Here is a 26843-nt window from a genome sequence, read left to right as displayed (position 1 = left end):
ATTGAAGCGTTAATGAAATTACTTGCGGCGGATGACCTTGCGCGCGGCTTCTGCGATGTGGGGACCGGTGAGGCCGTAGTGTTCGGCCAGCTCCTCGGGGTCGCCCGATTCGCCGAAGACGTCCTGTACGCCCACCAGTTCCATGGGACAGGGCGCGTGCTGCGCCACCGCCTCCGCCACGGCGCTGCCCAGTCCCCCGTACACATTATGGTCCTCTGCGGTCACGATGGCGCCCGTCTCCTCGGCGCAGCGCTTCACCAGCTCGTGGTCGATGGGCTTGATGGTGGACATATTCACCACGCGTGCGGAGACGCCCTCGCCCTCGAGGATTTCGGCGGCGTCCAGGGCCCGGGCGGTCTCCACCCCGCAGCCGATGAGGGTTACGTCGGAGCCGTCGCGCAGGATGCGTCCCTTGCCGATTTCAAATTCGTAGGATTCGTCCAGGATGCGCCGCGCCGGGCTGCGCCCGCTGCGCATGTAGACCGGCCCGTCGAAGGCCAGGATGGCGCGGGTGGCCAGCTCCACCTCCAGGGGGTCGCAGGGCGAGATGACCGTCATGGTGGGGATGGCGCGGTAGGCGGCCAGGTCTTCCAGCGCCTGCGCCGAACCGCCGTCGGGTCCCACATCCAGCCCCGGGTGCGAAGCCACAATCTTGACGTTGCGTTCCGAGTAGGCGATGGAGAGGCGGGCCTGTTCGATGGCGCGCAGGCAGAAGACGGCGAAGGTGGTCACCACGGGAAGGAGTCCCACCCCGGCCATGCCGCCGGCGGTGGCCATCATGTTCTGCTCGGCGATGCCGAACTGGAAAAAACGGTCCGGGCGGGCCTCCTGGAAGTGGTGGGTGCCGGTGCCCCCCGCGATGTCGGCGTCGAGCACCACCATCTCGGGAAATTCGTCCGCGTATTTCACCAGCGCCTTGCCGAAGGCCTCGCGGAGGGAGTCCCCCGCCTTGCCGATCAGTACCGGTTCGTCCTGCTTGGTTTTGGTTTTACTGTCCGTTCCAGAATGTGCCATTCAGATAGGGTTTCATGTCTTCGTTGGTGATGCCAAGTTCCTCGAGCGCCGTGATAAACTCGTCTTTTTTGATCTTGGCGCTGCCGTGCCAGGTGGGCACGCCCTCCATGTAGGAGACGCCCTTGCCCTTGATGGTGTGGGCGACGATCATCTGGGGACGTCCCTTGACCTCTTTGGCCTTTGCGACGGCGGAGGCGATCTGCTCCATGTCGTGCCCGTCGATCTCCTGCACCTCCCAGTTGAAGGAGCGCCACTTGTCGACGATGGGTGCTATGCCCATGATGTTTTCGTTCAGGTCGTCGCTCTGCATCTTGTTGTAGTCCAGGATGGCCGTCAGGTTGTCCAGCCCGTGGTGGGCGGCGCACATGGCGCCCTCCCAGATCTCCCCCTCCTGCATCTCCCCGTCGCCCACGATGGCGTAGACGCGCGAGCCTATGCCGCGGTGACGGAGTCCCATCGCCATGCCGATACTCACCGAAAAACCCTGTCCCAGCGATCCGGTGCTGGTCTCCACCCAGGGGGTGTCGCCCACGTGGGCGTGTCCCTGCAGGCGGGTGCCGATGTGGCGCAGGTCCGCCGCCTCGGAGGGGTCGATGAGTCCGCTGTTGCCTGCGGCGGCGTAGATGATGGGCACGCAGTGCCCTTTGGAGAGCACCAGCCGGTTGCGGTCCTCCCGCTCCCACTCGCCGGCGCGGTAATGCAGTTCGTTCTGCCAGAGCCAGGCCACGAGGTCGGCCGAGGAGAGGGATCCGCCCGGATGGCCGGAGCCCGCGTGGTAGAGCAGGGCGAGGGCGTCGCGGCGGATCTGCCGGGCGAACTCCCTGCTTGTTTCCAGGTTATCGGTGGTCATTTCAGGGGGTTTTTCTTCCGTTCAAATTTGAAGCCAAACATACAAAGGGATAGGCTTAAAAGCGAACATCTGGCGGCTCCTGGCACCCGGTCCAGACCAGCTGCAGGTCCATCAGGTTATTGCCTGTCGGGCCGGTCCTGAGCAGGGTGCCCATGCGCTCGTGAAAACGGTAGGCGTCGTTGCGCGCCAGGAAGTCGAGCGGGTCCAGTCCCCCGCGGCGCGCCCGGGCGGCCGTCTGTGCGCTCGCCACCGCCCCCGCCGCGTCGGTGGGTCCGTCGATGCCGTCGGTGTCCGCGCTCAGCCAGCAGACGCCCTCCCAGCCTTCCACTTCCAGGGCCGCCCGCAGGGCCAGCTCCTGGTTTCGTCCCCCGCGTCCCTCCCCGGTCACCTTCACCGTGCTCTCCCCGTACCAGATCAGCAGGCCGGTCTCCCCCCCATTGCGGCACGCCTCCAGCCGGGAGGCCATGCGGGGCGCCAGCTCTTCCACCCTGCCGCTGTAGGCGGGCGATTCCACCCGCGCCGTCACACCCTGCCCGGAGGCCACCCGCGCCGCCTCCCGGGCCAGCTGCGCGGCGGAGGCGATCACCTCGGTGCGGTGGGGGCGCCTCTGCTCCGTTATTTCCGGGGGCACCGTGGGTCCGCTGCCCACCAGCGCGGGGTCGTCGCCGGGCACGTCCGATACCACCAGGTTGAGCAGTCCGGCCTCCGGCCGCAGGTGCCGCAGCAGCCTGCCGCCTTTGATGGCCGACATGCGCTTGCGCGCGGCGTTGACCGCGGCAATATCCTCGCCCGACGCCAGCAATTTCTTGTAGGCGCCGCGCAGGTCATCCAGGCTCACCTCCCCCTCCGGCAGGCAGAGCAGCGAGGAGGCGCCCCCGGAGATGAGGGCCAGCAGCACCCCCTCCCGGGGAATGCCTTTCACCAGCTCCACCGCCCGGCCTCCCGCCTCCAGGCTGCCCTCGTCGGGCAGCGGGTGGGCGGCCTCCACGTAGTCCAGGTCCTGGTTCACCTTCGGCCCGGACCTACCCTCTTTCCCGCGCGGGCAGGCCACCAGCCCTCCCTGCAGGCGCCCGCCCAGCCATTCCGCGGCGGCGGCCGACATGGGGAGGGCCGCCTTGCCGGCGGCCAGCATCCAGACGGGACGGCCTTCCGGCAGGGCGTTCTTCTCCTTCCCGTGGCGCTCCAGCCAGGACAGGGTGCGCGCGCCCGGCTCCATGCGCTCCAGGGAGCGGGTGAAAATCGTTTTCAGAAAGGCTTCGGGGTCCATGTCGTTGAACCTGAAGGGGACTAGAGGACGCTGAAGAGCTCTTCCGCGTCGATGGCCTGTATGCGCGCCCACACCTTTTCGGCCGGCACGCTGTGGTGCATGAGCCAGCCCACGGTATCGGCCACGGAGCGCGGGGGGCGGACCGTTTCGCCTTCTTCTTTCTCCAGCTCAAAGGTAAAGGGCAGTTCGTGGACGCTGTCCACTTTTTTTAGGAAGCTGAGGGGGCCGTCGTCCCGCAGCTTGCCTTCCCGTTCGGCGTAGAGGAAACGGAGCGCTTTTCCCCCGCTGAAGGAGAGGGTCTGCGGCGAGGGCATCGCCACCTTGCTCCACGCCTCCGGGCGGTCGAAGCCATTGAAGGGAGGAGCGTCCCCGTCCTCCACCGGCCATTCATGCTCTCCGCGAAGGGCCAGCCGCACCCCCAGCTCGTACACGCTGCGCCCGGCATACCAGAGCAGGCGGTCCATCTTGGCGTCCAGCAGGGGACCCAGGTCCACCACCCAGGCGGTATGGCCGGACACCTTCACGTCCAGGCTGAAAAAACTGTGGTCGATCTCCAGGGCGCGGCAAACGCGCACGGCCGTTTTCTTCAGGAGGCGCTCCGTGTCGCGGTCCAGCGCTCCCATGGCGTAGCCCTCGATGACAAAGTTCTCGTCGGCTCCCCGCACGTACTTGCGGCTGATGCCGGCCACGCGGCAGTTGCCCCGGCTCACGTAGCCGTCCACCGAGTATTCGGGCCCCTCCACCCACCTTTCGGCCAGGGCGCTGTGGTCGGAGGAGGCCTCGCAGGCCTCCCACAGCAGCCTCTCCGCCTCCGGGTCCCCTTTCCGCACCAGGCTTACGCCGGCGGAGCCCACGCCGCCCGAAGCGGGTTTCAGGATCAGGGCTTCTTCCTGGTCCAGCAGTTTACCGAGCTCGCCGCCCCGCTCCACCCGTTCCCAGCGGGGCGTGGGGATGTCAGCATCCCGGAGCAACTCCTTCCAGAGGTCCTTGTCGGTGGTCCGCCGCACCGTCTCCCGGCTGATGCCCCGCAGCCCGTAGTGTTCCACCACCGCGGCAGTGGACGCCAGGGCCTTCTGGTGCGAGGAGGAGGTCATGCAGCCGGCCACCTGTCCGGGATCCAGCAGCTCCTCGCAGCGGCGCAGGATCTCCCCGGCGTCGTGCGTGCTGCACACTTCGTGGTGGTGGGCAATTTCTCCCCCGACGGCCGCGGGATCCCGGTCAAAGACCAGGGTGTTCAGGCCCAGGTCGCGGGCGCTGCCGATGTAGGGAAACTGCGAATCGCTGCCCCCGATGACGATAAGCCACCGCCCGTCCGACTTCCCCTCCCCACGTGGATTATACTTGTACGACATCCGACTTCAAGACTTTCTGACTTTCCGACTTTAAGACTTATTAGACTTTAAGACTTGGAAGAGTGCTGAAAGACTCGAAAGAGTCTTTCAGCACTCTTCCAGTCTTCCGGCGTATCAATATCCTGCACCCGATGCCGCGGCAGGATGACGGGCACGCTGGCGTGGGAAAAGGTGGGCACGTCCTCCAACACCCCCTCCAGGGTACTCCAGTAGAACTGCCCCGCGTCGTGGTAGGCCTCCTCCAGGTCCTGCGAGCGGGTCTTCTCGTGCTCGGGCTGGAACATCTCCACGCGTCCCTCCCCGGTGATGCGAATGGCGCGCTGGATGGGAAAGGGAAAGGAGGTGACGGAGAAGGACTTGTGGGCGTCGTCGGCCTCCCTGAGCTTCGCGAGCCCCTCTTTGAGGTCTTCGGCCCGTACGAAGGGAGCGGTGGCGTAGATGGTACATATATAATCGGGGCGTTCGCCGTGTTCCAGCACCCACTCCACAGCGTGGCGGATCACCGGTCCCGTGCCGGTGTAGTCGTCGGCCAGGCGGTCGGGACGCATAAAGGGCACCTCGGCCCCCTCGGAGCGGGCCACTTCGGCGATCTCCTCGTCGTCCGTCGAGACGATGATCCTGTCGAACAGCCCCGAGTCGAGGGCCGCCTCGATGGACCATCCGATGAGGGGGCGCCCGCAGAATTCCCTGATGTTCTTTCGCGGGATGCGCTTGCTGCCCCCGCGGGCGGGGATAACGGCGATGCGATTCATGAGTCGAGTGCTTTTAAAACGTTGCGGATGACATATTCCTGCTGCTCGTCGCTCAGCGTGGGATACATGGGGAGGCTGAGGCAGCGCTCGTAGTAGGCTTCGGTCCGGGGGAAATCTCCTTTTTCCCAGCCCCGGTCGCGATAGTAGGGTTGCAGGTGCACCGGGATGTAGTGCACCTGGCAGAGGATCTGCTGTTCGTGCAGGCGGTCGTATAGTTTTTTGCGCTCCGGCACGCCGATCACGTAGAGGTGCCAGGCGTGGTGCCGGTCGCGGGTCTCCGGGTCGACCGCCTGGCGGGTGATGGACGGGTGCCCGGCGAAGGCCTCGTCGTAGCGGGCGGCGATGCGGCGGCGGCGCTCCAGGCGCTCGTCGGCACGGCGCAGCTGGGAGCGTCCCAGCGCGCACTGCATGTCGGTCAGCCGGAAGTTGTACCCCAGCTCCTGCATCTCGTAGTACCAGCCGCCGTGGTTCTCGCGGAGGCGTTCGGGGTCCTTGGTGATGCCGTGGGTGCGCAGCAGCTCCAGGCGCTCCTTCACGCCGGGGTCGTTGGTGGTGACCATGCCCCCCTCCCCCGCCGCAATATGCTTGACCGGGTGAAAGGAGAAGATGGCGGCGTCGGCGTAGCGGCCGTCCCCGCAGCGCACCGTCTCGCCCTGGGAGTTGAGAAAGGAACCGCCGGGAGCGTGGCAGGCGTCCTCCAGTATCCAGAGCCCGTGCCGGTCGGCCAGTTCGCGCAGGCCTTCGGTGTCGACGGCCAGCCCGGTGAAGTCCACCGGTATCACCCCGGCGTAGGTGCCTTCCGGGGCCTTCTCCAGCTTGCGCTCCAGGGCGTCCAGGTCCATCAGCCAGGTATGCGGGTCGATATCCACAAAATCTACCAGTCCCCCGGCATAGCGCACACAGTTGGCGGAGGCGGCGAAGGTGAGGGGCGTGGTGATGACCTTCTGGCCCGGTTGCAGGCCCAGCGCCAGCACGCCCAGGTGGAGGGCGGCGGTGCCGTTGGCCACGGCCACGGCGTGCTCGCAGCCTATGTAGCCGGCGAATTCCTCTTCAAAGGCCGGGATGCGGGGACCCTGGGTGAGGTAGTTGCTGCGCAGCACCTCGGTCACCGCCCGTATATCCTCCTCGTCGATGGATTGCCTGCCATAGGGTATGGGCGTGTCCATGTTCATGACTCTTCGGTTGGCGGTTGTCTGCTCTCAGTCGACTTCGAAGGTGGGATCTACGTGCTCGCGGATCATCCGGCGCAGCTGCTCCACGCTGAGCCACTCGTCGTTTTCTCCCGAGTTGTAGCGGAAGCCCCGGGGCACCTTTTTCGCCTTGAAATGCTCCTCGAACTCCTCCACCGTCCACTTGTTGGGCGTGGGCGGCAGGATGGCGTAGTAGTCGCCCAGGTCCCACGTGTAGTAGGAGTCGGCCTCGGTGATCATCGCCTCGTGGATCTTTTCGCCGGGCCGCCTCCCCACCACCTCGATCTCGCAATCGGGTCCGATAGCCTCCGCCAGGTCTGTTATGCGGTAGGAGGGAATTTTGGGTACAAAAAGCTCCCCGCCCCAGGCCTTGTCGAGGGCATTCAGCACCATCTCCACCGCCTCGTCCAGCGTAATGTTGAAGCGGGTCATCTCCGTGTCGGTAACGGGCAGCACGCCCTCGGAGCGCTTTTTCAGAAAGAAGGGAATGACCGAGCCGTTCGAGCCCATCACGTTGCCGTAGCGCACCACCGAAAAGGTGATGGGATTCCACCCCTTGATGTTGTTACCGGCGATGAAAAGCTTGTCGGAGGCCAGCTTGGTGGCGCCGTAGAGGTTGATGGGGGCGGCCGCCTTGTCGGTGGAGAGGGCCACCACCTTCTCCACGTCCGTCTCCAGGCAGACCGAGATCAGGTTTTCGGCCCCCAGGATGTTGGTCTTGATGCACTCCATGGGGTTATACTCGGAGATGGGCACGTGCTTCATGGCCGCGGCATGCACCACGTACTCGATGCCCTTCATGGCCCGCTTGAGCCGGTCGCGATCCCTCACATCCCCGATAAAATAGCGTATGGCGGGATATTTGCTCTTGGGAAATTCCTGCTCCATCCGGAACTGCTTCTGCTCGTCCCGGGAAAAGATCACCAGGCGTTCGATGTCGGGCCAGCGCTCCAGCACAGCGCGCGTAAAAGCCTGCCCGAAGGAGCCGGTACCGCCCGTGACCAGTACCGATTTGTTGTTCAGCATAATTTCTGTTGAAAGTGCACGCTCTCAAGCGGCACCATGTTAGCTAAAAATCGTGCGTTTATCAATCGCCGGGTCGCCATCCCGCCGGCGTTGCTGTTACCGGTATAAAGTACTACATTTTTCACTCATGAAAGACCGCATCAAATCGCTGCTGCCCGGGGCGTTGGTCCGTCCGCTGCAGCTTCTCTATTACCATCTCTGGGCCAAACACCGCCGGGGTCCCCAGCTGACCGGGCGGGACTGGTCCCTCGACCTTGCGGTCCCCGAATCGAAACGCCGCCCCGTACTGGAAGCGGTGATGAAGGGGGAAATCACCCAGCCGTCGGAGAGCGGCAACCTCCATGTGCTGCACTGCGCCCAGCCCAAGTCGGCGGGCCTGCACATGGTGCAGCTGCTGTCACTGACCCTCGATTTCAAGAACCATCAGATCGGATTCGACCGCGGTGGCGGGGACATCTACTTTCCCAGGCTGCTTGCCGCAGGCTTCACCGGACGCAACACCATTTCGCATTGCCACGCGACGGCCAAAGCGACGGTCCTCAAGCTGATCCGCACCCTGCGGCTGCGCCCGCTGATCCAGACGCGCAACCTGCTGGACGCGCTGGTCAGCCGGCGGGATATGCTGGTGAGGGACCAGCGGGCGCCCAAAATACTCTCCGATGATGGCCTGGAGCGTTTTCTCCGGGGGTCGGGGGAATACCAGCTGGACGTGGTCTCCGATCTGTTCGCCCACAACTACATCAATTTCTACGTGGGATGGAACGACCTCCGGGGTGATGCGGACCTGCGCCCCATCTTTATTTCCTACGAGGAAATCCAGCAGGACGAGGTGGCCTTGGTGCGCCGGGTGGCCCGTGAACTGGGGGTGGAGGTATCGGAACGCCGCGTGCGGGACTTTTCCGAACGTATTGCCGAAAAGGGGGGCATCAACTTCTCCCGGGGGGTCAGCGGCAGGGGCAGGGAGCTGTTCAACGAGCGTCAGATCGACGAGCTCCGGGAAAAAGCCCGCATGCTGGGCTGCTACGACGAGGATTTTCTCGGTTTTTCCGTCGAGTAGAACCTCCGCGGCGCGTGGGGCGGCCTCCCCTGACTATTTTTTCTTCTGCTCTTCCGCTCCCCGCATCCTCAGAAAGGTTTCCGCCACATGCCAGTCGGCCATGCTGTCGATATCCACCGAAGAGATGCGGTCCATGACATATTTTTTGATCTTCCGGAAACGGTGGTGGTGTCCCTCGCGCAGGGATTGCGGGTTGATGACGTAAATCGCCCCGTTCCATTGCCAGACCGGGGGGCAGTCCTGCCGCCGCTCGAATCGGCCTTCCTTGGAGGGCTCCAGGTAACCCTTCTCGTTCTCTTCGTAGAGCACGTAATAGGGGTTGGCGTCCGTCTCCTTCACCGAGACGACCATATCCAGTTCCGGATCCCAGCAGTCCATCGCTTCCCGGATGTGCCGGGCCTGCCGCAGGGGCGACGTGGGCTGAAGCATGACCAGGCATTCCGGTTCCTCCCCCCTTTCACGGTAGTGGTCCAGCGCGTGCAGCAGCACCTCCCGGCTTCCGGCGGAATCGGTGGCGAGCCGGTCGGGCCGCAGAAAAGGAACGTCCAGGCCCCGGCTTTCGGCGTAATCCCGTATTTCGGGATCGTCGGTCGAGAGACAGATCTCCCCGTCCCGGAACACCTCGCGGGCCGCCTCCAGAGTATAGCCGATAAGGGGCTTGCCGAGCAGGGGCCTGATGTTCTTGCGTGGTATGCCTTTGGACCCGCCCCGTGCGGGTATGACGGCCAGGTATCGCATCGTTGTTCGTCCTTTGCAGTGATAAAGGCGTGGTTGCCGTCCCAATATCCCATGATCCCCCCCCTTGTGCAAGCCCGGCCCGGTCTATTCCGGAATGGATAGAATTCCATCCGGGTTGGGTGTGTACATTTCGCACAATTATGCGTAAGCTTTCGGCCATCCATTATAAAAGAAGATATTTTTCAACCCCTTGAGAAGACGACCACCGGAGCCATTGGCATGAATCTATCGAACTGGCTGCGAAAGCTGCGCCGCATGTTCAGCTACCTTCTTCCCGTGACGACGCTGCGTACCGAATACGAGTCACCCGCCACCCTCTCCGACCGCAGCATGCGGCAGTTTGAGGAGGCACGGCGCCTGTACCGGGACGGCACCCTTGATGAGGCCCTGGAGCAGCTCTCCGGCATGGCATTCCTGTCGTCGCTGCCGGATAACTTCCTGCATCGGCTCTTGGAGGAAGCCGCCGGCACCCGGCAGGACGGGACGCTGCGGTCCCTCGCCGGGGAACTCTCTCCCGCCCTGCTGCCGGCCGGCCAATGGCTGCAGCTCTACCAGGCCTGTTTCCGCAGCGGGCTGCTCCAAACCGCCGGCATCCTCCGACGTCATGCCCGGCAGTCCGCGGTGGCAACAGCCTCTTCCGAAAAAGCCACCCCCGAACAGGTGGAATGCGCATTTCGCGCACTGGTGGACGCAGGACGCCTTGAACGGGCCCGCAGGGAGCTTGACCGGCTGGAAGAGCTGGTACGTATGCCACAGAACGTGCGCACCCAGTACCGGGTCTACCTGCATCTCAGCGACGGCAACCTGGAGGAGGCGGTTTCCCTGGCGGAAACGCTGCCCGGCTATCATGTCCCCTTCCGGCGCTACCTGGAGGGACGTTCCGTGGCCGTGGCGGGGCCCGCTGCCTCGGAGGAGCAGATGGGACCGCTCATCGATTCCTTCGACGTGGTGGTCCGCATGAACTACGGAAGGCGCTCCGGGGCGGGAGACCCCGCCGTCTACGGATCCCGGACCGACGTCTCCTACTACAACCGCGGTTTCCTGGACTATTTGAAGCGGGAGGAGGCGTGGGACGTCCTCGACGAGCTCGACCATGCCCTCTTTCGCTGCAGGCATGACGACCTTTCGGCACACCTGCAGGACAGGGAGAACGTGCAGAATCCCATGGCACGCCTGTTCTACTTCAGCGGATTTCCCAACCTGGGACAGCTCTCCATCGCCGATCTGCTGCTCCACCGGCCTGCCCGCCTGAAGATATTCCACATGAATTTCTATTATGACAGCAGGAGACATCACGACAACTATTTCCTTGCACACGATCACCGCAACGAAAACCATCTCCGGTCGCTGGCCGTGCACGACTGCCTGAGCCAGTTAGGGACCATGAGAAATTTCAGGAATTCGGGCCTCATTGAAGCGGACCCCGCCTGCGGGAGGGTGCTGGACATGGACGAAGAGGACTACCTCTCCGGCCTGGAAACATTTTACGCGGGAAGATGATCATGATACCGGAGGAATGGCGGCAGCGTATACGGTACCACCTGGATCCCCTCCTGGCGGCCGGGCGTTTTTTTAAGCTCCGGCGCGGCTGGGACCCCCATGTGCCGGTTTTTGTTTTCCAGATGGGCAAGGTGGCCTCCAGCTCTATTTACAACTCCCTGTATGAAAGCTACCCCGGCATTGTCGTGCACGACCACAGCTTCCGTGCGGGCCATCCCAACCTGTGGGTGCGAAAGCTGCACCGCTGGTACCATAAAGCAGAGAAAAGGCCTCTCAAAATCATCTCCCCCGTCCGCGAGCCCGTGGGCCGGAACGTGTCGGCCTTCTTCCATAATTTCGAGCGCGACACCGGGGTGCCCTACCGGGAACATACCTTCAGCCTGGAGGAGCTTCGCACGCTTTTCCTGGAAAACTACCCGCACCGGATTCCCCTGATCTTCTTCGACAAGATGGAAAAGCATTTCGGCATCGACGTCTATGCCCACCCCTTTCCGAGGGATAAGGGCTGGCGGGTGCTCGAAAACGGACGCGGCGTGGAGCTTCTCATCCTGCACCACGACCTGCCCGACCCCCAAAAAGAGAAAATTATCGGAACCTTCACCGGACTTTCGGCATTTGAACTCGTGAACGCCAATGTGGGACGCAACAAGGTCTATGCCCATACCTACCGCGACTTCCGCGAGCGGGTAAAGTTGCCGGAGGCCTACCTTGACCGCATGGCCGGATCGCGCTATTTTCGGCATTTCTACCCGGAAGAGACCATCCGACAGGTGCGGGAGCACTGGGAAATTTAAGACGGGTTTTACTCTGAAATCATTTTTTTCTAACATATTCCTTTTTCGAATCGCACCGTGAATCTCTTGTCCATGCGCCGCACGCTTTGGTTGATCCTGCTGGCCGCAGGGGCCCTGATGGCCTCCTGCGACCGCACGCCCACCCTCTACGAGGTGGAAGCCACGCCCGACCCTCCGGGGGGCGGAACGGTCTCGCCGGCGGACAGCACCGTGGAGGAGGGCCGCACCCTGCGGCTGCAGGCCGTTCCCTCGGAAGGCTACCGCTTCGTCCGCTGGAGCGGCGACCGGACCGACAGTACCAATCCCCTGGAATTCAAGGTGGACCGCGACTACTCGCTTATGGCCGAATTCCAGCTGAAAGAGTATGAGCTGGACGTGGATACCGTCGGCGAGGGCGGCGTGACCCAGCAGGTGGTGGCCGCCGACGACTACCGGCACGGCACCGTTGTTGAGCTGGCCGCCGTGCCGGCCGAGGGCTGGCATTTCGTGGAGTGGACCGGCGACCTGCAGTCGACCCAGGACACCGTCCAGGTGCAGATGCAGGGTCCCAAGAAGATTACCGCCGTCTTCGAGATCGACCGTTTCGACCTGGTGGTAAACAGCGAGGGCAACGGCTCCGTCAGCCAGCAGGTGGTGGCCGCCGACAGCACCACCTACGACTGGGGCTCGCTGGTGGAGCTTACCGCTCAGCCCGACGAGGGACACCACTTCGTGGAGTGGAGCGGGGACCTGGAGGGAAGCGAAAATCCCGCGCGCATCACCGTAAAGGGGCCCCGCCAGGTGAACGCACACTTCGCCATCAACACCTACGAACTCAGCCTGCAGGCCGACGGACCGGGAAGCGTGTCGAGATCGCCCGACCTCGAGGAGTACGAGCACGGCACCGAGGTGGAGATCGAAGCCAAGCCCAACGTGGGGTACAAGTTCACCGAATGGACCGGCGATTTCGAGGGAACCGCGAATCCGGCCACGGTGGTCATGGACGGATCGAAGCAGATCAAGGCGGCCTTTACCATCAAGACCTACCCCCTGACGGTGAATGTCACCGGTGAGGGCGAGGTGACCCGCGAGCCCGACCAGGAGCAGTACGAGCACGGTACCAAGGTGAAATTGAGCGCCTCGGCGGACGACCACTTCGAATTTGTAAAATGGGGGGGAGCCCAATCGGGCACCGCCAACACCGTCACCCTGACCATGGACGGCCAGAAGACCGTGCACGCCACCTTCCAGCGCTTGTTTGTGATCATGCCCCTCGGCAACAGCCTTACCCACGACCCCGGCTCACGGGAGCGGCTGTGGAATCTGCTGACCGGGGACGGCTACCGGGTGGATTTCGTGGGCGACCAGGACCGTCCCAAAAAGAACATTTCCATTCCCGACACCGACCACGAGGGGGTTCCGGGCATTACCATCAAGGGCATATCGGACAAGATCGTGGGCGTGCTGGGCCGCCACAACCCCCGCTACGTGAATCTCATGGTGGGCACCAACGACATCGTATGGGGCTATAACGAGACCGCGCAGTCCATGGCCGACCGCTGGAACGAGCTCGTGCAGAAGATTCTTGATAACACTCCTTCCCACACCTACGTGGTGGCGGCCACCATCCCCCCGGCCACCTCCAAAATAGTAGGTGATCCCTCCATGGATGAGCGCGACCGGGCGGAGCATATTGCCGACTACAATGAGGCCCTCCGCAGCCACGTGAACCAGCGGCAGCAGGACGGCGATAATATTATCCTGGCCGACGTGTATGCCGAGTTGAACGTGGACGACCACCTGAGCGGAGACGGGGTACACCTGAACGAGGAGGGCTTCCAGGTCATGGGTACCGTCTATTACAAGGCCCTGATGTTTCTACTGAGCCTCTGACAGATTGACGCCCTGCCGGAAACAGCCGCTACCGGGCCCCTGCCTCTCCACTCAGCTTTTCCCGTATCTCTTCGGCCAGCACGCGGCTGAAATGCCACGCCCCCTTCTCGTTCAGGTGGTTGGCGTCGAAGGTGTGCTCCAGGCTGTAGAAGCCGGGGTACCGCACGATGCTGCCCAGGTCGATCACCCGCTCCTCCGGCAGGGAATCGCGAACCGCCAGGATGCGGTCGTAGCGCGCCATGCGGGGCGAGATCACAAAGTAGAGCTCCACGCCCCTGCTGCGGGAAAGCTCCAGGAGGCTGCGCAGGCGCTGCAGGTGTACCCTGTTTATCCGCGCCCGTTCCCCCTCCTCCCCGTAGGCCCGCCGGGAGGCGGAGGCGTAGAGATCCACCACGGTGGAATCATCCAGAAACTGCCGGCGGCGAAGCGCCACCGGATCGGAATCCGATTCCACCGCCCGGTACTCGGCATCCAGGGAGTAGTAGCCCCGGCTGCCCCTGGTCACGGCCTCGGAGATCGCACGCTCCCCCGTCAGCGCTTCCACCAGGTCGGGAACCGCATAGAGAATCTTATAGGCGTAGGAAGCCAGGTATTCCAATAAGATGCGCCCCCCCACATCCAGGGGACGCGGCGACTCCTTCATGTACCGGGCGATGTAGGCCAGCGACCATGGGTCGAGGTAGTGGTAGTTCATGGGCGTGGGAATGTTGCCCGGCTTGATCTGCCGAAAGCCGCTCATTTCCAGGAAGACGTAGTCCACCTCCGGCCTCTCCCCGCGCAGGAACTCTTCGTAGAGGACGTACGACTGGGGGTTCAGCAGGCTGGTGGCTCCCAGGTTATAACTGGACATACCCTCACCGGCCAGCAGGCTGTCGGTCACCCGCGGGTCGATATGGCGGTAGAACCGGCTCGAGCCGTAAAAGAGGGTGTTGACCTCGCCCGCTTCGGCCAGCTCCCTCGCCTCCTCCAGCTTGTCGCTGTAGAGGGGATTCCCGTAATAGTCGGGCAGAAGCTGGAGCGCCAGCAGGCTGCCCGCCAGGCAGAGCAGCAGGAAAAAAAGCGTGTTTTTGAAAAAGCGTTTCATGCCTTGGGGTGTAATCACATGCTAAAACTGAAAATAGATAAATTCCTGCTGGGGACCCGCATACCGGATGATCAGGATCAGGATGGCGTAGTAGAAGGCCCATCGCAGGGGCCGGCGCCAGCCGGCGGCCACCGTTTCCAGCCCGTGACGGTCACCCCGGGCCATCCACTCCACCGAAAGCATGAAGGCGATCAGCGCGGCTACCACCCCCATCGAGATCTGTCCCATGGCGATACCGGGCATGGTAAAGAGCGTGGCCGAGAAGATGTTGCCTATGTAACTGAAGGCGTGGGAGAGGCTCTCTGCACGGAAAAAGATCCAGCCGAAGACCGTCAGTCCGAAGGTGGCCGCCATGGACCCGGCTTCGCGAAGGCCGGGCAGCAGGCGTCCCCGGCCCGCCACGTCCAGGTATTTACGGTTCTTTTCGGCCAGGAAAAGGGGCAGGAAATAGAGGGCGTTCAGGAATCCCCAGGCGATGAAGGTCCACGCCGCCCCGTGCCAGAAACCGCTCACCACAAAAATAACGAAGGTGTTGCGGATCTTCTTCCAGTCGCCCACCCGGCTGCCGCCCAGGGGGATGTAGAGATAGTCGCGGAACCAGGTGGAGAGGGAGATGTGCCAGCGCCGCCAGAACTCCGCGATGTCGCGGGAGAAATAGGGAAAGGCGAAGTTCTGCATCAGGTCGAAGCCGAAGAGGCGCGCCGTGCCGATGGCGATGTTGGAGTAGCCGGCGAAGTCGCCGTAGATCTGAAAGGCGAAGAGCACGGCGCCCAGGACCAGCGTGCTTCCGGGGAGCTCGCCCGAACGCGCGAAGATTTCGTTCACATAGACCGCGCAGTTGTCGGCGATCACCACCTTCTGGAAGAAGCCCCAGAGCATCTGCCGCAGGCCGTCCACGGCCTTGCCGTAATGGAAGCTGCGCGCTTTCATGAACTGCGGCAGCAGGTTGGTGGCGCGTTCGATGGGACCGGCCACCAGCTGGGGAAAGAAACTGACGAAGGCGGCGTAGGCCACCGGGTCGCGGGAGGGCTCCAGCTTGCCCTTGTAGACGTCGATGGTGTAGCTGAGCGTCTGGAAGGTGTAGAAGCTGATGCCCACCGGCAGCACCACGTGGAGGGTGGCCGGGCTGAAAGACGCGCCGAAGAAGGTGAAGGCGGCCACGAAATTTTCGGCGAAGAAGTTGTAGTATTTGAAAAAGCCCAGGAAGCCGATATTCACGGCCACGCTGGTCCAGAGCAGGGCCTTGCGGCGGGCGGGCGCCTCCTCCCGGCCCAGGCGGAGCGCCACCAGGTAGTCCACCGCTGTGCTGAAAACGATGAGAAAGAGAAAGCGCCAGTCCCACCATCCGTAGAAGAAGTAGCTGGCCGCAATAAGGAAGGCGTTGCGCAGGCGTACCGAGCGGTGGAAGACGAACCAGTAGAGAAGAAATACAAGGGGAAGAAAGACCGCGAAATCGAGGGAGTTGAAGAGCATGGGTACCTAATCCTCGACCAGGCTCATCCTCCGGAAGTCCTTGCTGTCTTCCAGGAGCTCATGGTAGGTGCCCCGGTCGACGATCTCGCCCTCCTTCATCATGAAGATGGTGTCGCAGTTCTTGACCGTGGTGAGGCGGTGGGCGATCATGATGATGGTGCGGTCGCCCTTGAGCCGCTCGATGGCGTCGATGACGTATTTCTCGGTGAGGTTGTCCAGTGAGGAGGTGGCCTCGTCCATGACCAGCAGCGCGGGATTGGAATAGAGGGCTCGGGCGATACCGATGCGCTGCTGCTGTCCCCCGCTGAGCCGCACGCCGCGCTCCCCGACCACCGTATCGAGGCCCTTGGGCAGGCGGCCGATCATCTCCTCGAGCTGGGCCGCGCGGATGGCCTCCCATACGCTCTCTTCGTCGATCTCCTCGTCGGGGATGCCGAAGGCGATGTTGCGTCGGATGGATTCGTCCAGCAGGTAGATGGACTGCGGGATGTAGCCCACGTTCTGCTGCCAGCCGCGGATGTTGTCATGGATGTTCATCCCGTCCACCGTGATGCGGCCTTCCTGCGGCTGCAGCAGTCCCAGGATCACGTCCACCATGGTGGTCTTGCCCGCCCCGGTGGCGCCGGCAAAGGCTACGGCACTGCCTTTCTTGATAGAGAAGGTGGCGTTCCTGACGGCCTGCTCCTCCGATCCCTCGTAGCTGTAGCTGACCTTTTCGAGACGGATTTCATCCTTCAGGTGCATCCTTTCACGGTTGCGCAGCACCTGCTTGCGGAAATCCTTGTATTCGTTCTCCAGCAGCATCAGGTCGTCGTAGATGGCGTAGACCGAATGCACGTTGTAGCGAAGGTCGGTCACCTTCGAGATCACCTGCTTGAGAATGGGCATGAGGCGCACGGTAGCGGCCCCGAAGAAGACCAGGATGGGAACAATGGTATTGAAGTCGCTGCCCTCCAGCACACGGATGAATACGATCATCAGGATGCCGGTTACCGCGATGGTCTCTATGATGGGGTTGGGAAGGTTGTTGATCACGTACTTGAAGATGTTGGCCCGTTTGCTGACCTCGGCATATTCGCGGTAATGGTTCAGGAACATCTTCTCGCGGTTCAGTATACGCGCCTCCTTGAAGCCGCCCAGTCCCTGTATGACCGCCTTGTTCATCTCCCCGCGCGCGTCGCGGTCCTTCTTGCCGTACTCGTCGGTCTTTCGCTGGGTGAACTTCAGGAAGGCATAGCCTCCCCCGCCCATCACCACGATGGCGGCCACCGTGATAACGGGATCGACGTACATGAGGGAGGCGATGATGAAGAGAGTCATACAGAAATTAAGGGAGAGCTCCATGAAGGGCATCATGGTGCCGGTGACGATGCGCTGCACTTCGTTGGTGATGTTGCGCAGCAGTTCCGCGGAGTTCCTGTTGGTGTAGAAGGAGTAGGGCGCCGTCATGTAGGCCCGGAAAAGACGGTCCTGCAGGTAGACCCCGCGGTTGGCGATGAAGCGCTTCTTGAGGTAGAGAAAGAAGCTGAGGTAGAGATTCTTGACCACGAAGACGCCGATGAGGGTGAGCGCGCCCGAGATGATCATCTCCCGGGAGGTGGTGATGCCGAAGTAGCGCAGCCAATCGCCGATCACAGGGTATCCCAGCACGGTGGAGGGATCCTCGGTCACCACAATGACGAAGGCCGGTATCATGCCGATGCCCATGATTTCAAGCACGGAGGCCATCAGCATCATCCCGAAGAGGATGGCCAGCTTCATGCGGTACCTGCTCAGGAAGAGCGTGTAGATCTTTTTCAGGGAGTCAAGCATGTCCGTTTATTAAATGATTACTTCCAATAATATTTAAACTATTGGTTCTCCTCCATGGCCTTGCGGTCCATTTCAACCATTTCTTCAATGAGAGCGTCGATGGTGTACTCGGGTTCCCATCCCAGCTGCTCGGCCGCCTTGGAGGCGTCGCCGATCAGCAGGTCCACTTCGGTGGGACGGAAATACTGCGGGTCCACCTCCACCAGCACCTCCCCGTTTCCGGCGTGCCGCCCGACCTCCTGCTGCCCCTCGCCCTCCCACTGCAGTTCGATGCCCGCCGCCTGGAAGGCCATGCGGCAGAAGTCGCGAACGGTGGTGGTTTTTCCCGTGGCCAGCACAAAATCATCCGGCTCCTCCTGCTGCAGCATAAGCCACATGCCCCGCACGTAGTCACGGGCGTGTCCCCAGTCCCGCCGGGCGTCCAGGTTGCCCAGGAAGAGCTTTTTCTGGCGGCCGGCGGCGATGCGAACGGCCGCGCGGGTGATCTTGCGCGTCACGAAGGTCTCGCCCCGGCGGGGGGATTCGTGGTTGAAGAGAATGCCGTTGACGGCGTACATGCCGTAGGCCTCCCGGTAGTTGACGGTGATCCAGTAGGCGTAGAGCTTGGCGGCCCCGTAGGGTGAGCGGGGATAGAAGGGGGTGGTCTCCGACTGGGGCGTCTCCTGTATCTTGCCGTAGAGCTCGGAGGTGGAGGCCTGGTAGATGCGGGTCTTCTCCTCCATGCCCAGGATGCGGACGGCCTCCAGCAGGCGGAGCGTGCCCATGGCGTCCACGTCGGTCGTGTACTCGGGCGCCTCGAAGGAGACCTGCACGTGGCTCTGGGCCGCCAGGTTGTAGATCTCGTCGGGCTGGGTCTCCTGGATGATCCGGATGAGGTTGGTGGCGTCGGTCATGTCGCCGTAGTGCAGGTAGAAGGGCAAACCCTTGAAATGGGGGTCGTGGTAGAGGTGATCCACCCGGTCGGTGTTGAAGAGGCTGGCGCGGCGCTTGATGCCGTGCACCTCGTAGCCCTTGTCCAATAGCAGCTCGGCCAGGTAGGAGCCGTCCTGCCCCGTAATGCCCGTTACCAGCGCAACCTTGTTCTTTGCGCTCACGATTCGATCTCCACTTCCTTGATTTCGTTCATATGATTCCGGAACCACTCGTAGGTCTGCCGTATGCCCTCCTCCAGCCCGATGCTGTGCTCCCAGCCCGCCTCGTGCATGCGGCTCACGTCCATCAGCTTGCGGGGCGTGCCGTCGGGCTTGGAGCGGTCCCATTCAATCTCACCCTCGTGTCCCGTAATGCGCTGGATGAGAGCCGCCAGCTCCCTGATGCTCAGGTCTTTGCCGGTGCCCACGTTGTAGAGGTCGTGCTCCATCTCGCGTCCGCAGCACAAAAAGGACGGCGTCGGCCACGTCGTCCACATGCAGGAACTCCCGCCTGGGCGTGCCGCTGCCCCAGAGCGTCACCGGGCGGTGGTCATCCCGGGCGGCCTCGTGGAATTTGCGGATGAGCGCGGGCAGCACGTGGGAGGTCTCCAGGTCGAAGTTGTCCCGGGGCCCGTAGAGGTTGGTGGGCATGAGCGAGACGTAGCGGCGGCCGTACTGCCGGCGCAGGGCCTCGACCATTTTGACGCCGGCGATCTTGGCCACGGCGTACCACTGGTTGGTGGACTCCAGGGGACCGGTCAGCAGGGCGTCTTCGCGCATGGGCTGGTCGGTATTCCGGGGATAGATGCAGGAGCTGCCCAGGAAGATAAAGCGCTCGGCCTCCTGCTCGTGGGCCGCGGCGATAAGGTTGTTCTGAATCTGCAGGTTGTCGTAGAGGAACTGCCAGGGATACCGGTCGTTGGCCAGGATGCCGCCCACGCGCGCCGCCGCATCGATCACCACGCGGGGTTGCTCGGAGGCGAAAAAATCACGCACCGCAGCCTGGTCTCTCAAATCGAGCTCCGAACTGCTGCGCAGGATCAGGTTGGTGTAGCCCTCGCTCTCCAGGCGGCGCCGGACGGCCGATCCCACCATGCCGCGGTGGCCGGCGATGTAGATGCTGTCCGATTTGTTCATAGTTGCTCGGTTGAAATGCACATGGTCAGGAGACCTGGCTGCGCAGTATCTGCCGGAATTCCGTCCACTGCCTGCGCAGCAGGACAAAGATCACCCCGCCCATAACCCCGAGAAAGGCGGATATGACCAGGATCAGCTTGGTGTTGGGCGAACTGGGTCCGCGCGGCACCAGCAGGGGCTCCACGGTGGTGAACACCGGGGTTTCTTCCTGCACCCGCAGTTTGGCCTGCTCCAGGTTCTGGGCCAGGGAGTTGTAGACGCTGGAGGCGAGGTCAAACTCCGACTGCAGCACCTGCTCCCTGACGGTGGCCCGGTTGGTGGCGGGATTGAGGTTGCTGTCGCGAAACTCCGCCAGATCGATCTGCGCCTGCTGGAAGCGCTCCCGGGCCTGCTGGTACTGCTGTTGTACAAACTCAAGATCCTGCTGCGCTTTTTCGGTGCGGTACTCGCTGACGTACTTCTTGAGCAGCTCGATGCCCACGTTGCCCAGCTCGGCGGCGGCCTGGGGATCGGGAAGTTCAGCGGTAAACTGAATGAGTCCGTTGTCGGTCTGCATGATGCTGATGCGGCCGCGCAGCTGCCCGATGGTGGCCATCTGCGTGCCCGATACGTCGAGCACCGAGTCGGGATTCACCCGGGTGGCGACGGGTTCGGGCGTTGCGCCCCCTCCCCCGCCTCCTCCGCGTATCCATCCCCAGACGGTCCAGGGGAGACCGAGGGTGTAGCGCCGAAGCATGGCCAGCCTGTCGGGAGGCTGAAGTTCGCGAAACCAGGTGTGGGGCGTCACGGTGGTGTCCTGCTTTTCAAAATAGATGGGGGTGCTCATCAGCTCCACCTGGTAGGGCACGCTTTGCAGGATGTCGGGGTAGATGTTGGTGGGCAGGAATTCGCCTCCCTGGGTACCCTGCATGTTGATGCCCAGCAGTCCGCCGTACTGGCGCAGCAGATTCTGCCCCATGCCTTGGGTCCCGCCTCCTTCTGGAAGCAGCGTCGTCTTGGCGGAATACTCCTCGGTACTCAGGGAGGCGTAGACGAAGCCCCCCACCAGGAAAAATCCCAGAAACAGTCCGATGATGAACCGCTCGGTCCAGAAGAAGAGCATGATCTCCATGGGACGTATGCCCCCTTCATCCGGTGCAGCCGCAGGCTGGTAGGTGCCGGAGGAGACCTCCTGCCCCCCTCCCTCCCGGGCGGGATGGTAGTGTGTGGGATGCGGTTGTTCTTCCTGGCTCAAAATGCGTACGGATGTCGTGGAAAATAAGGGCGGGCGGCGTCACCGGCTCCCTGCCAATCAGCCGCTCATGATACGGATTTTTGGAGAGTGTAGAAAGAGCAAATTGGCGTTCCCGTCCGTCTTTTGAGGCTTCCGCGCGGCGGCCCAGGACACGCCTGTCCGCCATTTACGATAGCAATTGTAGCCCCGAACCGTTACATTTTTGCACCAGAGACAGCCCCTGTTCAATCCATACCCGTACCTTGCAAACCATGTCTGCAGCCAAGCGCCTGTTCTCCCTGATTGGCCTGCCGGCCGTCCTGCTGCTAACGCTGCTGCCGGCCGGCGAACTGCGGTCCCAGCCCGTGCCGGTGGGCGATCTTCGCGAGGAGCAGTTCCGCCTGGTGCAGCTTCTCACCGGCTCCCCCGCCTCGGTCTCCTTCACCGACCGCCCCCTCTGGATGGGCACCTACCGCACGGCCCTCGACAGCCTGCAGGGCTACGGAGACTCCTGGTGGGCGCAGCCCCTCGCAACGCCGCAGCGGGAGGGGCCGCTGAATTTCTCGGCCGGTTTGTGGGATCCCATCTACCGTCAGACCGCCAACTCCGCCCTGCCGCAGGGGGAGAACAACGGGGCGGCCTGGTACGGCAGGGGACTCACCCTGGAGCTGCAGGGCGGAGCCTGGATCACCTCCGACTGGCTCACGATTACCCTGCGTCCCCACCTGGCCTGGCAGGGCAACAGCGATTTCCGCGTCCCCCGCTTTATCCCGAATGACGAAGACGGCCGGCCCATCTACCGGGCCCAGATCCCCGACATCGACATGCCTTTCCGCTTCGGACCCGAACCCTTTGCCACCCTTGACTGGGGAGAGACCTCTCTTCGCCTTCATTACCGGCAGATGGAAATAGGCTACGGCAAGGAATCGCTCTGGTGGGGACCCGCCGTGCGTTATCCGCTGATCATGAGCAACAACGCCGCCTCCCTGCCCCAGCTCTTTTTGGGGACCCGCTCGCCGCTCGCCCTTCCCCTGGGGCTGGGCGATGTCGAATTCCGCCTGATGGGGGCGTGGCCCCGGGATTCGGATTACCACCAAAGGAGCGCCACGGGGGGCGACCGATTTCTGAACGGGGTCCATGCGGCCTGGTCTCCTTCTTTCGCGCCGGGCCTCTCGGTGGGCTTCTCGCGCCTCTACTACCGGCATATCCCGGAAAGCGGCCTGCGCTTCTCCGACTACTTCGAGGCCGTGCTGCCCTTTCAGATCGAAAACCGGGAACGTATTCTGGGGGGCGAGGACGTGCGGGCCGACAACGTCGAATCGAACCAGCTGGCCTCCCTCTTCCTGCGGTGGATCTTCCGCGAAAGCGGCGCCGAATTCTACGCCGAATACATGAGGGAAGATACCAACTGGGACCTTCGGGATTTCCTGATGGAGCCGCACAACAACCGCGCCTATACGGTGGGCATGAGAAAGGTCCTTCCCTCCGGCCGGTCCGGCATCGACTTCTTCAGCCTGACGGCGGAGATCAACTCCCTGGTGCCCGGGCGGGTCGATGAGGTTCGTCCCCAGCAGTTCTACTATACCCACACCCCCATACGCCAGGGCCACACCCACCGCGGGGAGGTGCTGGGCGCCGCCATCGGTCCGGGATCCGGGAGCCAGTACCTGGGGGTGGACGCCTATACGCCCGCGGGCATGGCGGGCTTCTTCCTGCAGCGTGTGGAGCACAACGACTTCTTTCACTACGAATTCTACGACGAGCCGGGCGGCGGCACCGGCTACAAGGACATCTGGCGCAACTGGGTCCAGCTCCGGGTGGGCATGAAGGGGCACTACCGGCTGGGCGACTTCCTGCTGGGCGGGCAGCTCGTGTGGAACAAGCATTTCAACTACGGGCGTTTCGGCTACGGGGAGCTGGACACCGATTTCGAGCGTTTCGAAGGGACCGACATCGTCAACTGGCACTTTCAACTTGAAGTTCGCTACCTCTTCCAATGAGATCCTGCGCCTCCCATATCGTGAAAGTGTTGTTCCCGCTCTTGCTGCTGCTGGCGGCCGGTCCGCCGGAGGTGCGGGGACAGCCCATTCCGGTGGGCGACCTGCGCGGGGAGCTGTTCCGCCTCCACCAGCTTCTGTCCGATTCGGCCCTGACCACCTCCCACACCAACCGCCCCCTGTGGCGGCACAGCTGGCTGGAGCTGCTTGAAAGGGAGGGATACGAGGGCGGGTCGTGGTGGAACGACGCCATGGAGACCCCCACGCATACCATCCGGAGCGGGGTCCTGGGAGAGGTCACCCTGGGCGTCTACGAACCGGTGCTGACCAACACCTACAATACCCACCTGCCGCACGGAGAAAACAACGGGGCGGCCTGGTACGGGGTGGGACACAATACGGAGGTGCGGGGAGGAGTCTGGCTGACCTCCGACTGGTTCACCCTCACCTTCCGTCCCCACTACGCCTATCAGCAGAACCGCGACTTCCCCCCGCCCCGCTTCATACCGGAATATCCCGACGGGCGCATCCGCTACGTGGCGGAGGGCTTCCTGCAGGAGGACACCCTTGCCGAACGCATTGACCGGCCGTTCCGCTTCGGACCCGATCCCTTTTCCACGTGGGACCTGGGGGAGACCTCCCTCAGGGTGCACTACCGGCAGCTGGAGCTGGGCGTGAGCAACGAACCGCTCTGGTGGGGACCGGCGGTGAACTACCCGCTTGTGATGAGCAACAACGCGCCGGGACTCAGGCACGCCTTCCTGGGGACCCGCGAGCCTCTCCCCCTTCCCTGGAATGCGGGCAGCCTGGACTTCCGGTGGATCCTGGCCAGGCCGCAGGATTCCGACTACTTCGATCTTAATCTTGAGGGAGCGCCCAACGAACTCAACCGCTACGAGCGCGAAGGCCTGCTGCTCGCGGGACGCTTCATGAACGGGCTCAACGTGGCGTGGACGCCCTCCTTCGTTCCCAACCTCACCCTGGGACTCTCCCGCGTGATCCACCAGTACCGGCCCTCCGAGCGGCTCGGCATTGCGGGCGACGGCCCGCTGGGATGGAGCGACTACACGGCCATTTTCAAACGCTTCCCTCGGCCCCGGCTGGAGGCCTACGAGGGATCGAGGGACGAAAGCTACCATCAGCATGTCAACGGACTCGCCTCCGTGTGGTTTCGCTGGGTCTTTCCGGAAAGCAATGCCGAAGTCTACGGCGAATTCTACAAGGAGGACCATAACTGGAACCTGCGCGATCTGATCACCCAGCCTCAGCACGCGCGGGCCTGGACGGTGGGCGTTCAGAAACTTTTCGAGCCCTCGTGGGCTGATTTCGTACGGGTACATGCGGAGTTCAACTCCCTGCTGCCCGGCAATATCGACGAGGTGCGTCCCCAGTCCTACGCCTACACCCACAAAAAGGTCAAACAGGGCCATACCAACCGGGGACAGGTGCTGGGGGCGGCTATTGGACCCGGGTCGACCAGCCAGTATGTGGGCGTGGAGGCATGGTTCGAACGGGGAAAAGCGGGATTCTTTCTCCAGCGGGTGGTCGAAAACGACCAGTTCCACTACGAATTCTACCAGCGCAATTTCCCCGAGGGAGGCTTCAAGGATCAGTTCCACCACCAGGTGAAATTTAACATAGGACTGAACGGCACCTACCGGTACGGGCCGCTTTTGCTGGAGGGAGAGATGAAATGGAACTACCAGCTCAACTACGGGCGCTACGACTACGGCACCTGGGTAGGCGGCTATTTAAATCGCAGTTACGAGGACGATTTTCTCAACGTACATTACCGGCTCAGGCTACGGTATCTGTTCTGAGGCTGAGGCCGGAGGGCCCGGCCGGCCCGGGAGAGAGAGGAAAGGGGCTCAGTGGGCGTCGGTATCGAGGTTGATCATCTTGAAAACCGTACGGCCCAATATTTGCAGGTCCAGCCAGAGGCTCTGCCTGCGCACATAGATCAGGTCGTAGTCCAAGCGACGCCTCATATGTTTCCTGTCGAGGGTCCCGCCGCGGTAGCCGTTGACCTGCGCCAGTCCGGTAATGCCGGGCTTGACGGCATAGCGGTAGTAGAAATCCTCAAAGGTATTATTCCAGTGTGCGCACTCCTCGAGGGGATAGGGACGGGGACCGATCAGGCTCATATCCCCTTTCAGCACGTTCAGGACCTGGGGCAGCTCGTCCAGGTTGGTAAGGCGCAGCAGTTTCCCGAAACCGAAAATTCGCTTGTCCCCCTTCTTGGTGATGACCGGCTTGCCGTCGATGCGATGCAGATCCAGCTTGTGCATGGTCCGGTACTTGTAACAGGTGAAGGTGTGGCCGTTCCTTCCGGTCCGCCGCTGCTTGAAGAGCACGGGGCCGCGCGAGTTCAGCTTGATCAGCAGACCGATCACCGGATAGCTTATCAGGAAGGCCACCAGGGCGAGGGTTCCGATAGAGAGATCGATGACCCGCTTGCTGAACCGGGTCCGCTGCGAGATCGACTTGAAACGGGAATAGTTGTAGCCGTTGCTCCGGACCTCCTCGGCCTGGCCGTTCTCGGACATCTCCCGTACGATACTCTGCCGTACCGTCAGAGTATTCTCTTCAACCTGCTCTTCGGACATTATAGGATCGCTCTCATAGCTCATGTCGGTCGTCTGTATAAAGGTAGAACAAAGGGGATGGCTTCCGGGCCCTCGTCTTCCAAAAGCCCAAAGATATCATTATTTCCTCAAACTAAAAAAATAATGGCACGCCTCTTCGCGAGCCTCCATTCCCCTCCCAACCCCTGTAACGGCAGGCTCCCGCCGATGTTCCCCTCAATGCAGAGACCGCCCGCTCTCGTCGAACCAGTCCCTCACCCCCTCCTTCAGACTGTACTTCAGACCGAATCCACTGTTCGCCAGCTTCTCCCCCGATATATGGGTGGACACCATCACCTTGCGGACCCTGTCGGGATGAATGCCCTTGAACGATAATCCCGTGAGACGGGCGGCCGCATGAATAAGATAGGCTGCCCCCAGCAGCAGGGGAGCCGGAATACGCAGGCGGGCCCTCCCGGCGTCGGTCTCCGAGGCGATCACCCCGCAGATTTCCTCGATGGCGGGCGCCTGCTCGTAGGCCAGGTTGTACAGCTCGAATTCATCCCCATGCCGGGCGAACCAGTCTAACGCCCGGGCCACATCCTTGACGTAGGCGCAGGCCTTTCGGGTGTCCCGCCGGCCCGGGTAGAAAAAGTAGCCCTTTTTCAGCGCATCGTACAGGCGCGTGAAATTCGCCTGTTCGCCCGAGCCAAAAATAATACCGGGCCGCAGGATGACCAGCCGGCGCCCCTCGCCGGACTCGCGCCAGCCGCGGTGGATATACTCTGCCACCAGCTTGGAAATGCCGTAGGGATCGGCCGGCTGGGGCACGCTCTCTTCGGTTTTCAGCTCCTCGGAACCCCCGTAGACCGACACCGAGCTGGTGAACAGCATGGTGCGGCAGCCAAGTTCGTCCGCCAGCCGGCAGACGTTCTCCGCCCCGAGAATATTGGTCCGGTAGTAATCCTCATGGGGGTATCCCGGGATGCGGCATATGGCCGCCAGGTTGTAGATATGGGTCTGCTCGCCGCACCCCAGCTCCCGGAACACCTCCGCATCGGCCTTTCGCCGCACATCCCATTTCAGGTGGGCCAGCTCCGCCTCCCGCGGGATCTCATCGGGCGCCAAGCCCGAACGGTCGGTATTGACGATGCGGTCGTAGCGTCCCTCGCGTTGGAGATGGCGTATCAGATGAGATCCAACAAAGCCGGATCCCCCGGTAATAATGGCTGTTTTCATA

General features: G+C 62.7%; 23 protein-coding genes. 6 read left to right on the top strand and 17 right to left on the bottom strand.

The window, feature by feature from the left end:
• Positions 1-18 precede the first annotated feature (18 nt).
• The 7 genes from U5K31_02445 to pseB are packed head-to-tail and all read right to left on the bottom strand — an operon-like array spanning position 19 to position 7451.
• Complete coding sequence (locus U5K31_02445) at positions 19-1014, bottom strand: transketolase C-terminal domain-containing protein (GenBank protein ID MDZ7771589.1); 996 nt, start codon at positions 1012-1014, stop codon at positions 19-21.
• Positions 989-1864, bottom strand: coding sequence for a transketolase (locus tag U5K31_02440; protein MDZ7771588.1), 876 nt, complete (start codon positions 1862-1864; stop codon positions 989-991). Before U5K31_02440 ends, U5K31_02445 begins: the two co-directional genes overlap by 26 nt.
• Before the next feature lie 55 nt (positions 1865-1919).
• The gene (locus tag U5K31_02435; GenBank protein ID MDZ7771587.1) at positions 1920-3131 is read right to left on the bottom strand and encodes a DUF4147 domain-containing protein; all 1212 of its coding nucleotides are present in this window, start codon (positions 3129-3131) and stop codon (positions 1920-1922) included.
• A 20-nt stretch (positions 3132-3151) separates the two neighbouring features.
• Positions 3152-4483 carry an ATP-grasp domain-containing protein gene (locus tag U5K31_02430; GenBank protein ID MDZ7771586.1) on the bottom strand — a complete coding sequence of 444 codons (1332 nt, stop codon included), beginning with the start codon at positions 4481-4483 and terminating at the stop codon, positions 3152-3154.
• A 47-nt stretch (positions 4484-4530) separates the two neighbouring features.
• Entirely contained in the window at positions 4531-5235 is a 705-nt protein-coding gene (pseF, locus tag U5K31_02425; protein ID MDZ7771585.1) for a pseudaminic acid cytidylyltransferase, read from the bottom strand.
• Positions 5232-6407 carry a UDP-4-amino-4,6-dideoxy-N-acetyl-beta-L-altrosamine transaminase gene (pseC, locus tag U5K31_02420; protein MDZ7771584.1) on the bottom strand — a complete coding sequence of 392 codons (1176 nt, stop codon included), beginning with the start codon at positions 6405-6407 and terminating at the stop codon, positions 5232-5234. Before pseC ends, pseF begins: the two co-directional genes overlap by 4 nt.
• A 27-nt stretch (positions 6408-6434) precedes the next feature.
• A complete protein-coding gene (gene pseB, locus U5K31_02415) occupies positions 6435-7451 on the bottom strand; it encodes a UDP-N-acetylglucosamine 4,6-dehydratase (inverting) (GenBank protein ID MDZ7771583.1) in 1017 nt (338 codons plus the stop codon).
• Positions 7452-7578: 127 nt separating this feature from the next.
• On the opposite strand from pseB, the gene U5K31_02410 reads away from it, so the two are divergent.
• A complete protein-coding gene (locus tag U5K31_02410; GenBank protein ID MDZ7771582.1) occupies positions 7579-8508 on the top strand; it encodes a hypothetical protein in 930 nt (309 codons plus the stop codon).
• 33 nt (positions 8509-8541) lie between these two features.
• On the opposite strand, the gene U5K31_02405 is transcribed toward U5K31_02410, so the two are convergent.
• Positions 8542-9246 carry an acylneuraminate cytidylyltransferase family protein gene (locus U5K31_02405; GenBank protein ID MDZ7771581.1) on the bottom strand — a complete coding sequence of 235 codons (705 nt, stop codon included), beginning with the start codon at positions 9244-9246 and terminating at the stop codon, positions 8542-8544.
• A 219-nt stretch (positions 9247-9465) separates the two neighbouring features.
• Here U5K31_02405 and U5K31_02400 point away from each other — a divergent pair, with 219 nt between their 5' ends.
• From U5K31_02400 to U5K31_02390, 3 genes are all read left to right on the top strand, one after another.
• Positions 9466-10746 (top strand): hypothetical protein, encoded by a 1281-nt coding sequence (locus U5K31_02400; protein ID MDZ7771580.1) that lies wholly within the window; start codon positions 9466-9468, stop codon positions 10744-10746.
• Complete coding sequence (locus U5K31_02395; GenBank protein MDZ7771579.1) at positions 10743-11540, top strand: putative capsular polysaccharide synthesis family protein; 798 nt, start codon at positions 10743-10745, stop codon at positions 11538-11540. Before U5K31_02400 ends, U5K31_02395 begins: the two co-directional genes overlap by 4 nt.
• A gap of 72 nt (positions 11541-11612) precedes the next feature.
• Positions 11613-13412 carry a GDSL-type esterase/lipase family protein gene (locus U5K31_02390; GenBank protein MDZ7771578.1) on the top strand — a complete coding sequence of 600 codons (1800 nt, stop codon included), beginning with the start codon at positions 11613-11615 and terminating at the stop codon, positions 13410-13412.
• A 28-nt stretch (positions 13413-13440) separates the two neighbouring features.
• Here U5K31_02390 and U5K31_02385 read toward each other — a convergent pair whose 3' ends face one another.
• From U5K31_02385 to U5K31_02355, 7 genes are read right to left on the bottom strand one after another with little or no spacing between them, the layout of a single operon-like run.
• Complete coding sequence (locus U5K31_02385; GenBank protein ID MDZ7771577.1) at positions 13441-14496, bottom strand: hypothetical protein; 1056 nt, start codon at positions 14494-14496, stop codon at positions 13441-13443.
• A 21-nt stretch (positions 14497-14517) separates the two neighbouring features.
• Positions 14518-15969, bottom strand: a complete 1452-nt coding sequence (locus U5K31_02380) for an MBOAT family O-acyltransferase (GenBank protein MDZ7771576.1) — start codon at positions 15967-15969, stop codon at positions 14518-14520.
• A 6-nt stretch (positions 15970-15975) separates the two neighbouring features.
• Positions 15976-17781, bottom strand: coding sequence for an ABC transporter ATP-binding protein (locus tag U5K31_02375; GenBank protein MDZ7771575.1), 1806 nt, complete (start codon positions 17779-17781; stop codon positions 15976-15978).
• Positions 17782-17819: 38 nt separating this feature from the next.
• Positions 17820-18875 (bottom strand): GDP-mannose 4,6-dehydratase, encoded by a 1056-nt coding sequence (gmd, locus tag U5K31_02370; protein ID MDZ7771574.1) that lies wholly within the window; start codon positions 18873-18875, stop codon positions 17820-17822.
• On the bottom strand, positions 18872-19141 hold the full coding sequence (locus U5K31_02365; protein MDZ7771573.1) for a hypothetical protein: 270 nt from the start codon (positions 19139-19141) through the stop codon (positions 18872-18874). Before U5K31_02365 ends, gmd begins: the two co-directional genes overlap by 4 nt.
• The gene (locus U5K31_02360) at positions 19047-19829 is read right to left on the bottom strand and encodes a GDP-L-fucose synthase (protein ID MDZ7771572.1); all 783 of its coding nucleotides are present in this window, start codon (positions 19827-19829) and stop codon (positions 19047-19049) included. Before U5K31_02360 ends, U5K31_02365 begins: the two co-directional genes overlap by 95 nt.
• Positions 19830-19854: 25 nt before the next feature.
• Entirely contained in the window at positions 19855-21063 is a 1209-nt protein-coding gene (locus U5K31_02355; GenBank protein MDZ7771571.1) for a GNVR domain-containing protein, read from the bottom strand.
• 251 nt (positions 21064-21314) lie between these two features.
• Here U5K31_02355 and U5K31_02350 point away from each other — a divergent pair, with 251 nt between their 5' ends.
• Both U5K31_02350 and U5K31_02345 read left to right on the top strand, forming a co-directional pair.
• A complete protein-coding gene (locus U5K31_02350; protein MDZ7771570.1) occupies positions 21315-23042 on the top strand; it encodes a capsule assembly Wzi family protein in 1728 nt (575 codons plus the stop codon).
• Positions 23043-23062: 20 nt separating this feature from the next.
• Entirely contained in the window at positions 23063-24859 is a 1797-nt protein-coding gene (locus U5K31_02345) for a capsule assembly Wzi family protein (protein ID MDZ7771569.1), read from the top strand.
• A 48-nt stretch (positions 24860-24907) separates the two neighbouring features.
• On the opposite strand, the gene U5K31_02340 is transcribed toward U5K31_02345, so the two are convergent.
• Together U5K31_02340 and U5K31_02335 are read right to left on the bottom strand one after the other, a co-directional pair.
• Positions 24908-25669, bottom strand: a complete 762-nt coding sequence (locus U5K31_02340) for a sugar transferase (GenBank protein ID MDZ7771568.1) — start codon at positions 25667-25669, stop codon at positions 24908-24910.
• A gap of 171 nt (positions 25670-25840) precedes the next feature.
• Positions 25841-26842 carry an NAD(P)-dependent oxidoreductase gene (locus U5K31_02335; protein ID MDZ7771567.1) on the bottom strand — a complete coding sequence of 334 codons (1002 nt, stop codon included), beginning with the start codon at positions 26840-26842 and terminating at the stop codon, positions 25841-25843.
• Between the last annotated feature and the right edge of the window lies 1 nt (position 26843).

The sequence above is a fragment of the Balneolaceae bacterium genome, from assembly GCA_034521445.1.
GTDB lineage: Bacteria > Bacteroidota > Rhodothermia > Balneolales > Balneolaceae > JAXHMM01.
Note: the sequence above shows the minus strand (reverse complement) of the source record. Positions and strands in the feature narration are given on the sequence as shown.

What these genes read in the sequence shown, in the direction of transcription:
- U5K31_02405 (MDZ7771581.1), bottom strand. Translation starts at nt 9,246, where the DNA reads ATGCGATACCTGGCCGTCATACCCGCACGGGGCGGGTCCAAAGGCATA.
- U5K31_02410 (MDZ7771582.1), top strand. Translation starts at nt 7,579, where the DNA reads ATGAAAGACCGCATCAAATCGCTGCTGCCCGGGGCGTTGGTCCGTCCG.
- pseC (MDZ7771584.1), bottom strand. Translation starts at nt 6,407, where the DNA reads ATGAACATGGACACGCCCATACCCTATGGCAGGCAATCCATCGACGAG.
- U5K31_02350 (MDZ7771570.1), top strand. Translation starts at nt 21,315, where the DNA reads ATGTCTGCAGCCAAGCGCCTGTTCTCCCTGATTGGCCTGCCGGCCGTC.
- U5K31_02365 (MDZ7771573.1), bottom strand. Translation starts at nt 19,141, where the DNA reads ATGGAGCACGACCTCTACAACGTGGGCACCGGCAAAGACCTGAGCATC.
- U5K31_02390 (MDZ7771578.1), top strand. Translation starts at nt 11,613, where the DNA reads ATGCGCCGCACGCTTTGGTTGATCCTGCTGGCCGCAGGGGCCCTGATG.
- U5K31_02395 (MDZ7771579.1), top strand. Translation starts at nt 10,743, where the DNA reads ATGATCATGATACCGGAGGAATGGCGGCAGCGTATACGGTACCACCTG.
- U5K31_02435 (MDZ7771587.1), bottom strand. Translation starts at nt 3,131, where the DNA reads ATGGACCCCGAAGCCTTTCTGAAAACGATTTTCACCCGCTCCCTGGAG.
- U5K31_02400 (MDZ7771580.1), top strand. Translation starts at nt 9,466, where the DNA reads ATGAATCTATCGAACTGGCTGCGAAAGCTGCGCCGCATGTTCAGCTAC.
- U5K31_02385 (MDZ7771577.1), bottom strand. Translation starts at nt 14,496, where the DNA reads ATGAAACGCTTTTTCAAAAACACGCTTTTTTTCCTGCTGCTCTGCCTG.
- U5K31_02340 (MDZ7771568.1), bottom strand. Translation starts at nt 25,669, where the DNA reads ATGAGCTATGAGAGCGATCCTATAATGTCCGAAGAGCAGGTTGAAGAG.
- U5K31_02445 (MDZ7771589.1), bottom strand. Translation starts at nt 1,014, where the DNA reads ATGGCACATTCTGGAACGGACAGTAAAACCAAAACCAAGCAGGACGAA.
- U5K31_02440 (MDZ7771588.1), bottom strand. Translation starts at nt 1,864, where the DNA reads ATGACCACCGATAACCTGGAAACAAGCAGGGAGTTCGCCCGGCAGATC.
- pseF (MDZ7771585.1), bottom strand. Translation starts at nt 5,235, where the DNA reads ATGAATCGCATCGCCGTTATCCCCGCCCGCGGGGGCAGCAAGCGCATC.
- U5K31_02375 (MDZ7771575.1), bottom strand. Translation starts at nt 17,781, where the DNA reads ATGCTTGACTCCCTGAAAAAGATCTACACGCTCTTCCTGAGCAGGTAC.
- U5K31_02360 (MDZ7771572.1), bottom strand. Translation starts at nt 19,829, where the DNA reads ATGAACAAATCGGACAGCATCTACATCGCCGGCCACCGCGGCATGGTG.
- U5K31_02335 (MDZ7771567.1), bottom strand. Translation starts at nt 26,842, where the DNA reads ATGAAAACAGCCATTATTACCGGGGGATCCGGCTTTGTTGGATCTCAT.
- U5K31_02430 (MDZ7771586.1), bottom strand. Translation starts at nt 4,483, where the DNA reads ATGTCGTACAAGTATAATCCACGTGGGGAGGGGAAGTCGGACGGGCGG.
- pseB (MDZ7771583.1), bottom strand. Translation starts at nt 7,451, where the DNA reads ATGCTGAACAACAAATCGGTACTGGTCACGGGCGGTACCGGCTCCTTC.
- U5K31_02380 (MDZ7771576.1), bottom strand. Translation starts at nt 15,969, where the DNA reads ATGCTCTTCAACTCCCTCGATTTCGCGGTCTTTCTTCCCCTTGTATTT.